This is a genomic window from Vibrio sp. QJM3NY_26 (assembly GCF_057786005.1).
Genome location: NZ_CM173515.1, coordinates 2,024,196 through 2,038,612 on the forward strand (window position 1 = coordinate 2,024,196; position 14,417 = coordinate 2,038,612).

Annotated in this window: 6 protein-coding genes (1 of these 6 only partly in view); 3 read left to right on the plus strand and 3 right to left on the minus strand. The window is 45.1% G+C overall.

Annotated features, from left to right (window positions below; all coding sequences use genetic code 11):
- From AC3CH4_RS08965 to speA, 3 genes are all read right to left on the minus strand, one after another.
- Positions 1–7,492, minus strand: the start of a protein-coding gene (locus tag AC3CH4_RS08965) for a retention module-containing protein (protein ID WP_488542844.1). It extends 22,706 nt beyond the left edge of the window; 7,492 of the gene's 30,198 nt are visible here — the first part of the coding sequence; the start codon lies at positions 7,490–7,492; its stop codon lies beyond the left edge, outside the window.
- 677 nt (positions 7,493–8,169) lie between these two features.
- Positions 8,170–9,096, minus strand: a complete 927-nt coding sequence (gene speB / locus AC3CH4_RS08970) for an agmatinase (RefSeq protein ID WP_488542845.1) — start codon at positions 9,094–9,096, stop codon at positions 8,170–8,172.
- Positions 9,096–10,985, minus strand: coding sequence for an arginine decarboxylase (speA, locus tag AC3CH4_RS08975; RefSeq protein WP_488543632.1), 1,890 nt, complete (start codon positions 10,983–10,985; stop codon positions 9,096–9,098). The genes speB and speA overlap by 1 nt, the downstream gene beginning before the upstream one ends.
- A 442-nt stretch (positions 10,986–11,427) precedes the next feature.
- On the opposite strand from speA, the gene AC3CH4_RS08980 reads away from it, so the two are divergent.
- The 3 genes from AC3CH4_RS08980 (at position 11,428) to AC3CH4_RS08990 (ending at position 14,400) form a co-directional block, all read left to right on the plus strand.
- Positions 11,428–12,132 (plus strand): class I SAM-dependent methyltransferase, encoded by a 705-nt coding sequence (locus tag AC3CH4_RS08980; RefSeq protein WP_488542846.1) that lies wholly within the window; start codon positions 11,428–11,430, stop codon positions 12,130–12,132.
- 256 nt (positions 12,133–12,388) lie between these two features.
- Positions 12,389–13,825, plus strand: coding sequence for a coniferyl aldehyde dehydrogenase (locus AC3CH4_RS08985; protein ID WP_488542847.1), 1,437 nt, complete (start codon positions 12,389–12,391; stop codon positions 13,823–13,825).
- A complete protein-coding gene (locus AC3CH4_RS08990; RefSeq protein ID WP_171316114.1) occupies positions 13,822–14,400 on the plus strand; it encodes a TetR/AcrR family transcriptional regulator in 579 nt (192 codons plus the stop codon). The genes AC3CH4_RS08985 and AC3CH4_RS08990 overlap by 4 nt, the downstream gene beginning before the upstream one ends.
- Positions 14,401–14,417: the final 17 nt, after the last annotated feature.

Genomic DNA, 14,417 nt, shown 5'->3' on the forward strand with positions numbered 1-14,417 from the left:
CGTCCACATGGTCTAACGCTTCAAGTAAGGTAAAGGTGTATTCGCCCAATACACTCGTAGAGAAGCTAATGGTGAATACTGGAACTTCAGTGTTAGAACCGTTGGTAATAAAGCCTATGTAAGTGCCCGGATTAGCAGAGTCTTCTTTTATCTCGACCGCAGCTCCGTTCGATTTTAGTGCTCCACCCACATTGAACTCGGTTGGCTCAATGCGGAAGTTTGCTACATCATCACTTTGATTGGTAAAGGTGATGGTCTCAGTTTGACTGACTGCGCTGCCGCTTGGTGCTGAGGCGTCACTAAGGTTGGTTTCAGACAGAGTAACGCTAGGCACTGCATCAATGGTTGGGATATCACCATCGGTAATGGTCAGCGTCACTGTGGAGGTCAGTACGTCATTGTCTGAATCGCTTGAGGTCACCACTATCGATTTGACGATGTCTTCGTTAACCGTGTGGTCTAGATTACGGTTTGGCTCAAAGCGCACGTCACCTTGAAGAGTGATGAACAACTCACCTTCTGTGAAGCTAAATTGCTGCTCACCATTGTCAGTTTGATCCAGAGTTCGAACTTGCCCGTCAGAAGTAAACTGAGTGATCGTCGCGCCATCGGCACTTTGCTCTGGCATCACATCAATGGTATTCGTTGTGATTGTGCCGTCTGCAAGATTTGGCTCAGTGATATCTAACGTACCACCTTGCATGATTTGAACATCATCACCGATGGTTACATTTAACTGAGAAACCAGTGAATCATCACCATCGCTGTCAACCGCATAAACCGGCAGATCAAAGCTCAGATCATTATTTGCCAAGCCATCTACATGGTCTAACGCTTCAAGCAAGGTGAAGGTGTATTGACCTAAGTTAGTATCCGAGAAACTAATCGTGAACACGTTGGTTTCAACGTTTGAACCATCCGTAACAAAGCCGATGTAGCCGCCCGGTGTGGTTGGGTCGGCTTTCAGTTCGACGGCCAAACCGTTGGATGTCAAAGCACCACCGACGTTGAACTCAGTCGGTTCAATACGAAAACTGGTCACATCATCACTTTGAGTGGTGTAAGTAATGGTTTGAGTTGAGCTAACCGCGCTGCCGCTTGGTGCAGAGCCATCAATCAGATTAGTTTCTGACAAGTTCACTGTTGGTACATTATCAATGGTAGGGATATCACCATCGGTAATTGTCAGCGTGACAGTTGAGGTCAATACATCGTTATCGGAGTCGCTAGACGTCACCACAATCGACTTCACGATGTCTTCGTTCAGCGTGTGGTCTAGATTACGATTAGGCTCAAAGCGGACTTCACCTTGAAGCGTGATGAACAGTTCACCTTCCGTGAAGCTAAACTGCTGCTCACCATTATCATTTTGGTCAAGCGTTCGAAGTTGACCATCATAAGTGAATTGAGTGATCGTCGCGCCATCGGCACTTTGATTTGGCATCACATCAACAGTACCAGTTGTCACTGTGCCATCTGCAAGATTTGGTTCAACGATATCTAATGTGCCATCTTGCATGATTTGAACATCATCACCGATAGTGACACTTAACGGTGACATCAGTGAATCATCGCCGTCACTGTCTACCGCATAAACAGGTAGATCAAAACTGAGGTCGCTGTTACCTCGAGCAGCTTGGTGATCCAACGCTTCAAGTAAAGTGAAGGTGTATTCACCTAGGGTGGTGCTAGAGAAACTCAGCGTAAATACCGTGGTTTCTACATTCGTCGCACTGGTCGTAAAGCCAATGTAGTCACCCGACCCAATCGGATCTTCACGCAGCTCAACGGCTAAGCCGTTCGATTTAAGTGCATCGTTGGTGTTGAATTCCGTTGGTTCAATGCGGAAGCGAACCACATCATCACTTTGATTGGTGAAAGTGATGGTTTGAGTTGAGCTTACCGAGCTACCACTTGGAGCAGAGCCATCGCTTAGATTAGTTTCAGAAAGAGTAACGCTTGGAATAACGTCAATCGTAGGATTGTCACCATCAGTAATGGTCAGCGTAATGGTTGAAGTCACCGGATCGTTATCGAAGTCGCTTGAAGTCACTACTATAGACTTCACGATGTCTTCGCTAACGGAATGGTCTAGATCGCGGTTCGGCTCAAAGCGCACTTCCCCTTCAAGAGTGATATATAGCTCGCCTTCGGTGAAGCTGAATTGCTGTTCACCTGAAATGCTTTGATCCAGTGTGTTTACAACACCGTCATACGTAAACTGAGTGATCGTCGCGCCATCAGCACTCTGATTTGGCATCACATCAATGGTGTTGGTCGTGATTGTTCCATCAGCCAGATTTGGCTCGGTAATATCTAACGTACCGTCTTGCATGATTTGGACATCATCACCAATGGTCACATTAAGCTGAGACACCAATGAATCATCGCCATCACTGTCTACCGCATAAACAGGCAGATCGAAGCTCAGATCGTTATTCGTTTGGCCATCTGCATGGTCTAACGCTTCAAGCAGAGTAAAGGTGTATTCACCCAACGTACTCGTAGAGAAGGCAATCGTGAACACTGGAACTTCCGCGCCCGAACCATCAGTAATAAAACCGATATAACTACCTGGGTTAGCAGAGTCTTCTTTTATCTCAACCGCAAATCCATTCGATTTCAGTGCTCCACCCACATTGAACTCGGTTGGTTCAATTCGGAATTTAGCTACATCATCACTTTGATTAGTGAAAGTAATCGTCTCAGTCTGACTGACTGCAGTGCCACTTGGCATTGAACCATCGGCGAGATTCGTTTCAGACAAGGTAACACTTGGCACCGCATCAATCGTTGGGATATCGCCATCAGTAATCGTCAGCGTCACTGTGGAAGTCAATACGTCATTGTCTGAATCGCTTGAGGTCACCACAATCGACTTCACGATGTCTTCGCTAAGCGTGTGGTCTAGATTACGATTGGGTTCAAAGCGCACTTCACCTTCAAGCATGATGAACAACTCACCTTCTGTGAAGCTAAATTGCTGCTCACCATTGTCAGTTTGATCCAGTGTTCGAACTTGACCGTCATACGTAAACTGAGTGATCGTCGCACCATCAGCACTCTGATTTGGCATCACATCAATGGTGTTGGTTGTGATTGTGCCGTCGGCAAGATTTGGCTCAGTGATATCTAAGGTACCATCCTGCATGATTTGAACATCATCACCGATGGTTACGTTAAGCTGAGACACCAGTGAATCATCACCATCGCTGTCGACCGCATAAACCGGCAGATCAAAGCTCAGATCGTTATTTGCAAGGCCATCTACATGATCTAATGCTTCAATCAACGTAAAGGTGTACTGGCCTAAATTGGTATCCGAGAAGCTAATCGTGAACACGTTGGTTTCAACGTTCGAGCCATCAGTAACATAACCGATGTAGCCGCCCGGTGTGGTTGGGTCGGCTTTCAGTTCGACTGCCAGGCCGTTTGATGTCAAAGCACCACCGACGTTGAACTCAGTCGGTTTAATACGGAAACTTGTTACATCATCACTTTGATTGGTAAAGGTAATGGTTTGAGTTGAACTAACCACGCTGCCACTTGGCGCAGAGCCGTCACTCAAATTCGTTTCTGACAAGTTCACAGTTGGCACATTATCAATGATCGGGATATCACCATCGGTAATGGTCAACGTAACCGTTGAGGTCAGCACATCGTTATCGGAGTCGCTAGATGTCACCACGATCGATTTCACGATGTCTTCGCTTAGCGTGTGGTCTAGATTACGATTAGGTTCGAAACGAACGTCACCTTGAAGAGTGATGAACAGTTCACCTTCCGTGAAGCTAAACTGCTGCTCACCATTGTCATTTTGGTCAAGCGTTCGAAGTTGGCCATCATAAGTGAACTGAGTGATCGTCGCGCCATCGGCACTTTGAGCTGGCATCACATCGAAAATGCTAGTTGTTACCGTGCCATCAGCAAGATTTGGTTCAACGATATCTAACGTACCGTCTTGCATGATTTGAACATCATCGCCGATGGTGACGTTTAACGGAGACATCAATGAATCATCACCATCACTGTCTACCGCATAAACAGGTAAATCAAAGCTAAGCTCGTTGTTGCCACGGGCATCTTGGTGGTCTAACGCTTCGATGAGCGTGAACGTGTATTCGCCTAATGCCCCAGAATTAAAGCTTAATGTGAATACTGTAGTTTCTATATTTGTGGCACTGGTCGTAAAACCAATATAGTCACCCGACCCTACCGGCTCTTCACGTAACTCAACGGCTAGACCGTTCGATTTAAGATCATCGTTAGTATTGAACTCTGTTGGCTCAATACGGAAACGAACCACATCATCACTTTGATTGGTAAAAGTAATGGTCTGGGTTGAACTGACTGCACCGGCGCTGGGCGCAGAACCATCAACCAAGTTTGTTTCTGAGAGCGTAACGCTTGGCACCGCATCGATGGTTGGAATATCACCATCAGTAATGGTTAACGTAACGGTTGAAGTCAGAGAATCGTTATCGAAATCGCTTGAGGTAACGACAATCGACTTCACGATGTCTTCGCTAACGGAATGGTCTAGATCGCGATTAGGTTCAAAGCGCACTTCACCTTCAAGGGTGATAAACAATTCACCTTCCGTGAAGCTAAACTGCTGTTCGCCTGAAATACTTTGATCGAGTGTGTTTACGACGCCGTCATAAGTAAACTGAGTGATCGTCGCGCCATCGGCACTTTGGTTTGGCATCACATCAATGGTATTGGTTGTGATTGTTCCATCAGCCAGATTTGGCTCAACAATATCTAACGTACCGTCTTGCATGATTTGGACATCATCACCAATCGTAACGTTAAGCTGAGACACCAGTGAATCATCACCATCGCTATCAACAGCGTAAACAGGCAGATCGAAGCTCAGATAGTTGTTATCTAAACCATCCGCATGGTCTATAGCTTCAATTAAAGTAAAGGTGTATTCACCAAGTGTGGTGGTTGAGAAGGCAATGGTGAATACCGGAACTTCAGTATTCGAACCATCGGTAATAAAACCGATATAAGTTCCCGGATTAGCAGAGTCTTCTTTTATCTCGACCTCAAAACCATTCGATTTTAGTGCACCGCCCACATTGAACTCGGTTGGTTCAATACGGAAACTCGCCACATCATCACTGCCTGCGGTAAAGGTAATCGTTTCAGTCGCGCTCACTGTACTTCCGCTTGGCGCAGAACCGTCAGCAAGATTTGTTTCAGATAGAGTAACCGGCGGGATCAGGTCAATGATCGGATCTTGACCATCGGTAATACTTAGCTCAAGCGTCGAAGTATCAGTATCGCCATCACCATCTTCAGCTAAAAATGAAAACTGTTTGACGATAGTTTCGCTGCTTGAATGGTCGATATCACGAGCGACTTCAAAACTGAAATCACCATTCAGTGAGATAGTGACCACACCCTCCGTAAAACTGAAGGTTTGATCAGCATCAGGCAATAAACTTTGATCTAATAGGTAATCAACACCGTCGTAGTTGAACGATTGAATTGTCGAACTATCGGCGCCTTCGAAGTTGAATAGGTTGTACGAAACAACGGTATCGCCCGCTAAGGTCGGCTCGGTGACTGATTCAACCTTATCAATTAACTCAACAACATCATCTGTGACATTGACGAGGATCTCAGCAGCTTCTGGTATGTTCGAACCTCCAGACAGTGCAGAGCGGTCACCATCCGCATCCACCGCATAAATTGGCAGAGCAAAAGTTAATAACGCATCTTCAGCACCTTGATGTGAAAGGTCTTCATACAGATTAAATTCGTAGCTCCCCAATGAAGGGCTATCCACTTTAACGTCAAAGACCGTAGTTCTAGAACCATTGACCTCAACATAACCTTCGTAAGTTCTTACACCATTGGTCTCACTAATCAACTCAAGCAGCACAGCCTCGCCATTTGAAACCAAGCTGCCACCAGTATTAAACTCTGCCGGTTCGAGTTCATAATGGTCAATGATGTCACTTTCAAAAATATCCGCGGTAATACTGCCGCTACCAGACACTGGCGCTGTGCCCTCTTGTGAGCCGCCAACAATGCCTGCTTCATCAACATCAATACTGTCAACATTAATGATAACAGGGCTATCACCATCAGTAATGGCAATGTTGATAGTATTGGTTACAACATCTTGGTCAAAATCAGTAATAGTGATCGGCAAAGCGAACGTCAGTGAATCGGTACCTACTTGTTCTATCGGATTAGATTGCTCGAATTTATAGGTGCCATCGGTATCAAGCGAGATAGTGAGAACAACCTCACCTCGGCCTTGGATGGACAGAGTAATCGTTGTTCCATCGTCAGACAATCTCGCAAGCGTGTTTTGATTGTCACTGAGCAACCCATCAAACTGGTCGAGTGCGCTTGCATCAAATACGGCTGATTGAAGATTATCACTACCAATATTTGAGAACGTCCCTTCAATTGCCGCACTGCTAGTTTCAACGTTAGTGATATTGACACTTTCAGCTGACGGATCTATCCCATCAACCACGGCAACTTGCGCATTGATTGGTGTTGCTAATGGGTTTCCGGCGGAGTCTTCACCTTGAATATCAAAGGCAATATCTATTTGATCGCCAGTGTAAGAAACCTGACCACCGCCAACAGACGGTACATGGTCAATCGGCTGAGAAATCGTTGTGGTTAGAGAAAGCTCAATGTTATTGCCAACACTGACGGCATCAATGTCGATACGTAATACTTCGTCGGTACCTTGAACACCAACGATAGAATTAGTCGTCGCGTCATAGGTGAAGATAACGGACTGACCACTTGAAGTAATGTCGCTGTTTAATTCACTAAGTAGTGAAGCGAGGGATAAAGTTTCTGGAGTGAAAGAGTCAGGGGCGAGAGCTAAACTACCAGCAATAATCGTTTCTGTCGTTGTTACAGATTGGGGATAGGTATTGCCAGATATGGAGCCTTCAGTCAGTGTTTCACTGATTGATTGGCCACCTGATGAACGAGTGATAGATCTGAATTCTTCTCTGTCTTCATCAACAGTTTGTTCTGCTAGACCAGCGGTCTCAAAGAAAGTCGATGGATGAGTTTCAGTGTAGTTATAGTCAATCGTCACAAAGCCAGCATTTGCAGAACCTAGTCCGCCACCAGCAGCCGTTGCTTCTAAGATTTGAGTCGGATCGGCACCACCTAAAATGGCTTCTTGAATTGCAGCAAGGTCGTCTTCAGTGAAGGTTTCTGCGTCTGCTTGCTGTAAGTCAAAATTAACCTCACCAGCTATTGGGGCATCTACCCATGCAGCGTTTTCATCAACACAACCGACGCAATTCTCTGCAACCGGAATCGAATCATTCTGAACGCCTAATACAAGCTCTGACTTGTTGGCCGTAATCACGATCTCATTTTCACGGATGGTATCACCAACTGAAACTTTTCTTGCGCTGCCGTCTGGCTTAACTACGACGACATCTCCACTAGTTGCTTCAACTACCGCAACCTGGCGCGAAACTTCAATATCCATACATCCCCCGTTGTCACAAAGCACTATTTTTAAGCGCTGTGAAAATTATTTGTAATAGCAATTTCAGGTTTTAATTGAACGCATACTTAGCTCTCATCAATGGCGATCCATTGTTATGCCCAATCGGCTTGAAAAGAGAGAAGTATTTCACCTGTTTTTTTATAGTTTACTTACCCTTAAGCCTAGTCTTCCCCATAAAAAATGCCATGTCTGTGCGAAGAGACATCTTTTCGCAAATCCAAGTATTCTTTCAAGGCTTGAAAACCCTAGTCAAAAGTTAGTAGGATGCTGATTAATATGCAAATAAGAGCGCAATATAAAGACACATCTTCATTTTATAAATATATACAGTAATAAAGTTGATAAATCATTAGCGAATACAGGGCATTAATAGAGGTAAGCTCTGCATCCTTAGTAAAGCAGAGGCAAGTCCCATCTTTGAGACACCTATAATAATCAGTGTGATGGTTTTTTACTCACAAACCATGAGATAGGCCGTAGAATACGAACCTTTTAGCATGTTAGTTCACAGCCAAGAAAAGACTACTTACTGAGATGCCAGAGTAGAATTTTTTGCTGCTCGACAAAACACAAAAGCCCACCAAGTTAAACCTGGTGGGCTTTAAATAAATAGGTGATACGTTCGGTTAGCTAACTAATACTGTTAACCACCGTTGTCATTTTGTTAGGTTATTCGCTGTCCAAACATAAAGTAGCTCAAGCGCAATCGTCGCACCAGCCAATGCTGTAATCTCGCTTTGGTCATACGCTGGAGAAACTTCTACAACGTCCATACCAACCATGTTGATGCCTTGTAGGCCACGGATGATTTTCAGCACTTTATCTGAATTCAAACCGCCGCATACTGGTGTGCCCGTACCCGGAGCAAAAGCAGGATCGAGACAGTCGATATCAAACGTTAGGTAAACAGGCTTATCACCAACAATACCTTTCACTTGGGCAATGATATCGTCAACGCTCATGTCATTCGCTTGCATTGCGTTAATAACGTTAAAACCGTGACCTTCCTGCTTGTACTCTGTGCGAATACCAATTTGCACTGAATGCTCAGGCGAGATTAGACCTTCATTAGGTGCATGGTAGAACATCGTACCGTGATCGTAACGACTTCCCTGACTGTACGTATCAGTATGTGCATCGAAGTGAATCAACGCCATCTCACCGTACTTTTTGCCGTATGCTCTTAGCAAAGGCAATGTAATGAAGTGATCGCCACCTAAACCTAACAATGTTTTACCACTGTTTAGAATCGCACCAGCAGCCGCTTCTAAGCGCAGAGTCAGATCTCCAGCATCACCACAATCAAACACAAGATCGCCAGCATCAATCACCGAGGTGTGTTCAAATACATTGAAGTCCCAAGGAAACTTTTTGCCTTCCCACGCCAAGTTTACTGACGCACGACGAATCGCATCTGGTCCCATGCGCGCGCCCGGACGACCCGACGTCGCCATATCTAAAGGCGCGCCCAACACAACCACATCAGCGTCGTTATCAATTGGGTTCTTTACCAATGGACGACGCATAAAAGTCATCGCGTTGGAGTACAGCGAGTAATCTGGTTTGGTAAATAGATCGTTCATTAAAAATCCTCAAGATAGGTGTAACCCATCAAGCCTTGCTCTAACTCTTCAAGTACACTTTGTTGCTCTTGCGCAGGTACTTTCGTCGTGACCAAATCTTTGTAGTTCTGGCGAATCAGATCTGTATCAATGTGAACATAACGCATCATGTCTTCAACCGTATCGCCTTCGTTGATGTAGTCGATATTCGCTTGACCACTTTCATCAACATTCACCACTACGCTGTGGGTATCACCAAATAGATTGTGCATATCGCCCAAGATTTCTTGGTATGCGCCAACTAAGAAAAAGCCCATCAGATAAGGTTCATCTGGGTTCCACGCAGGAACTGGCAGCGTTGTTTCAATACCTTGGCCATCAACGTACTGATCGATCGTACCGTCAGAGTCACATGTGATATCCAGTACTACAGCGCGTCGTTCGTCCGCATTATCCAAACCGCTCAGTGGCAACACAGGGAACACCTGATCGATACCCCAAGCATCTGGCAACGATTGGAATAACGAGAAGTTCACGAAAAACTTATCAGCCAAACGCTCGCTCAACTCATCCAAAATAGGACGGTGGTAGCGGTTCTTAGTACTCATACGAGCGCTAAGTTCGTAGTTAATACGCAAAGACATCTGCTCTGCCCAAGCACGGTGCTGCAGATTCAGCATACCTGTTGCAAATTGGTTGTGCGCTTCTGCGATATCGCTCTGGGTATCGTTGTAGATCTCAATCAACGCTCGATCATCATTACCCGCATCTAGCTCTAAGAAGTTCTTCCACATGTTGTTAAGCAACATTGGTGCTTCAGCTTCAGGCGCAGCCATGTCTTCTGGAGAGTAGCTCTCGGTACCAATAACATTGGTCACAAGCACAGCGTGGTGCGCAGTCAGTGAGCGACCAGATTCCGAAATAATCACTGGTTGTGGCTGATTGTAGAGCTTACAAATGTCCCCTACTGTCATCACAATGTTTCGAGCGTATTCAAGCAAGCCATAGTTCATTGAGTTTGAAGACTGGCTGCGTGTGCCGTCGTAATCAACCGCCAAGCCGCCACCGACATCTAGGTACTTCAATTGAGCACCAATATCGCGCAGTTCACAGTAGAAACGCGCCGCTTCGCTCACGCCATTTCGTACATCACGAATATTGGCCATTTGTGAGCCAAGATGGAAATGCACTAACTCTAGAACATCAAGTTGCTCTTCTGCTTTCAAGCGTTCAATGACAGTCAGCACTTGTGATGCAGACAAACCGAACTTCGACTTCTCACCACCACTTGCTTGCCATTTACCAGCGCCTTGAGAAGCAAGACGAATACGCAAACCTAAACGAGGTTTCACGCCAAGCGCTTTCGCTTCAGAAAGAACAAGATCAAGCTCTGACAGCTTCTCTAGAACGATAAATACTTTATGACCCAGCTTTTCGCCAATCAACGCAAGACGGATGTATTCTCTGTCTTTGTAACCGTTACACACGATCACAGAGCTCGCTTTTTGAGCCAGCGCCAATACCGCTAATAGTTCAGGCTTGCTACCCGCTTCTAGGCCCAATTGCTTCTGCTCTAATTGAGCTTGGCTCGCTAAGATCTCATCAACCACTTCTTTCTGCTGGTTCACCTTAATCGGGTAAACAAGCAGGTAACGGTTGTCGTACTGATATTCGTCGATCGCTTGGTTAAATGCGTTACAGATATTGTGCACACGTTGATGCACTATTTGAGGAAAACGCACAAGAGCAGGCAAACCAATATTTCGCTGCTCTAACTGTTTTACGATCTGACTAAGCGGAACTTGATGATCGGTTTCGCTCGGTGAAACATACACCTCACCGTTATCATCAATTCCATAAAAACCTTGGCTCCAGTGCTTTACATTATACTCAGCACGGATGCGTTCCAAATTAACCGAATTTTCCAATTCTAGAGACCTCACACTATAGGGCCATCGACAGAAGATACCTCATTGGAATAGCGAGGTATAACCCAACAAAAAACGTTCAAAAACGATTTGTTGGCTGCATTAACCGATATTATTAAGAGTGAGTCCAACCATTGATATTTGTGGTTACGATTACGCTTTTTTATCGACGATCCGACTTAAAGTGACAGGTAAGGAATTACAAGGTTTTAGGCCAAAAAACAGGCTGAAGCGCATGAGATTTAAAGCACTTTCTAACAAAAAAGCAGGTGAATAAAATACCAAAGACACATAAAATCCTTGGCTATTCTGGTCAAGTTAAGTCAGGGTTGTGCCAAATATAACCACTTCTCTACCACAACTCTCGCTATCACCGACATAGCTTGTATCCTGTTATTCCATGCCTATTGATGAGTGCTAAATCATGTCTGAAATGTACACCACCTACGCTAAGCAATACGACTCGGCTGCCCGCGATAATATTTACAATGCCTTACTTGAGCGTCCATCAACGATAGCTTTGCTCGATGATGTAAAAGGCATGGATATTGTCGACCTAGGTTGTGGCTCTGGCATTTACGCGCAATGGTTTATTGACCAAGGCGCAAATAAAGTGACGTGTACCGATCTCTCTCAGGATATGGTCGACTTAGTGAACGGAAAACAAATCAAAAATGTTTCCGCTTATGCTCAAGATGCTGCCCTTGGTCTGCCGAATGAAAAAGACAACAGTGCCGATGTCATCGTGTGTCCGCTAGTCTTGCATTACATTGAAGATCTAAATCCCGTCTTTGATGATATTCATCGAGTCCTTAAGCCAGGTGGTTACATTGTCTTTTCAACGCACCACCCTTTTGCTGACTTTGAATGTACAATTTCTGGTAATTACTACGAACGTGAATTCATCCAAGAAGAGTGGAACACGGTAGGCACACCCGTTCAAGTGAGCTTCTACCGCCGTTCTTTAACCGAACTTTGCCAAGCGGTGACTCAATCAGGCTTGCTGATTTCAAACATCACGGAAGGCACTATCGATGAGAAAGCTAAAGAAATTTCTCAAGCGACATACGAGCGACTGTCAAAAAACGTTAACTTTATCTTTATCCGTTGTGAGAAAGCCCCTGCGTAGTCATTAAACGCTTATCTTGGTGCCTTTGATTCCGTTAAAGGCACTCGTTATCTTCTTATCTTCTTATCTTCTTATCTTCTTACGATAGCCATTATCACCCAACGTCTAAGTCACTTTTCCTCAATTTCCCTTCGAACAAACAACGTGCAACTGAACAAAAAATAAACTTTTCTCGCTCATATCTTGTATTCGGTTCGATCTTCTTGTAATTTTAACCGACCAACCAATCGGTCAGCTTTCGAATTTAGGGGATACTATGAGCCATAATCTAGACCTTGAACCAACCACGTCGAACATCAACGACATGGATAAAATATTCAACCGACAAAAAGATCACTACCGCAGTAATGTTAATCCAGCGCTTGAGCAGAGAAGAAAAGACCTCTCAAAATTAAAAGCGTTGCTAATGCGCTACCAAGGGCAATTGATTGATGCGGTGTCTGAAGATTATGGCCATCGAGCAAAACACGACAGCTTGATTGCTGATATCACCCCTTCTCTTCACCAGATCAATTACAGCCTGAAGCACCTTAAGAAATGGTTGAAGCCATCTCGTAGAAAAGCAGGCTTAATGCTGGCACCCGCGAAGATCACCGTTCATTATCAGCCAGTGGGTGTTGTCGGTATCATTGTTCCTTGGAACTTCCCGGTGATGCTCTCTTTAGGGCCCCTCATCACTGCGTTGGCGGCAGGTAATACTGCAATGCTCAAGATGTCTGAGTTCACTCCAGCGACAAACCGAGTGTTGAAAGCCATGTTGGCCGAAGGTTTTAACGAAGATCAGGTTGCGATTATCGAAGGTGAAGCTGACGTTTCCGCGAAATTTAGCCAACTCCCGTTTGATCATATTCTATTCACAGGGTCGACCTCTGTGGGTAAGCACGTAATGAGAGCAGCAGCCGACAACTTAACGCCAGTAACTTTGGAGTTAGGCGGCAAGTCTCCAACGATTATTGCTCCCGACTTTGATGTGGCTGACGCCGTTGAACGCATCCTGTTTGCAAAAAGCTTAAACGCTGGCCAGATTTGCGTGGCACCCGATTACATCTTATTGCCACGAGAAAAAGCCGACGCGTTCATCACGGCTTATAAGCAGTACTTCAAAAAGCTTTATAAAGCCGGTATTGAAAGCAAAGACTTAACCTCAGTCATCGATATGCGCCAATACAATCGTTTGAAGGGTGTGATTGCAGATGCTCAGTCTAAAGGTGCGGTTATTCACACTGTCACCGAGCAAGCACAAGATGATGTGAACCACAGAATGACGCCGCACCTTCTCACCGAAGTGAACGACGACATGGTCGCAATGCAAGAAGAGTTGTTTGGCCCCGTACTGCCTATCGTTCCTTATGATTCTATTGAAGAAGCGATCAGCTACATCACAACAAGAGAACGTCCGCTTGCTTTGTACCTGATGAGTCATGATAAGCAGACTCAAGATCTATTCTTATCGAGCACGCATTCTGGCGGCGTTTGTATTAACGACTCTTTGGTGCATGTGGCAGCTGAAGACGCGCCGTTCGGTGGCATCGGCCCTTCAGGCATGGGACACTATCATGGCATTGAAGGCTTCAAGACCTTTAGTCATGCCAAAACCGTTCTAAGTAGAGGAAAAATCAACTTCACCAAGTTAATGCATCCTCCTTACAACAACCCAATTAAAAAGATTCTGTTCAAAGTACTAAATAGATGATTACGAAAAGGCAAAAAATCCTAGATGCGGCGCTCCTGCTCTTCTCTCAACAGGGGCTAGAGGGCACATCTACCGGACAAATAGCGAAAACAGCAGGCGTAGCAAAAGCGACACTGTTTCATCACTTCGAGAACAAATCGTTGTTAATTGATGAGTTGTTTCGCGAGCTAAAACTGGCACTATTCTCGACGCTTCAGCCACACACTGATATTGCAGAGCAAGATCGCTACCAAGCCTTTAAGTTCATGTGGTTTACTGGGCTTGAATGGGCGTTAGAAAATCCAGTTGCGATGAAGTTCTTCACCAATGTTCATTTCGATCCAACGACTCAAACTCGAGAAGTCATCGTCTCACAGATGTTCGCATCGCTAGATGAAATTGTTTTGGAAGGACAAGAAGCCGGTGAGCTAATGGTGTTAGACATCAACCTTGTTAGGCACTTCATCCATAGCCATTTTTTGATTTGTGCAAACTGGTTGATTGAGCAGAATGAGTTACCACCAGATCAATTAGCCAAGTACATCAGCGATAGCTTTGACATGTGTTGGCGAGCCGTTGGTGGTCAAAAACGGTAATTCCCACGTTCCTGAAA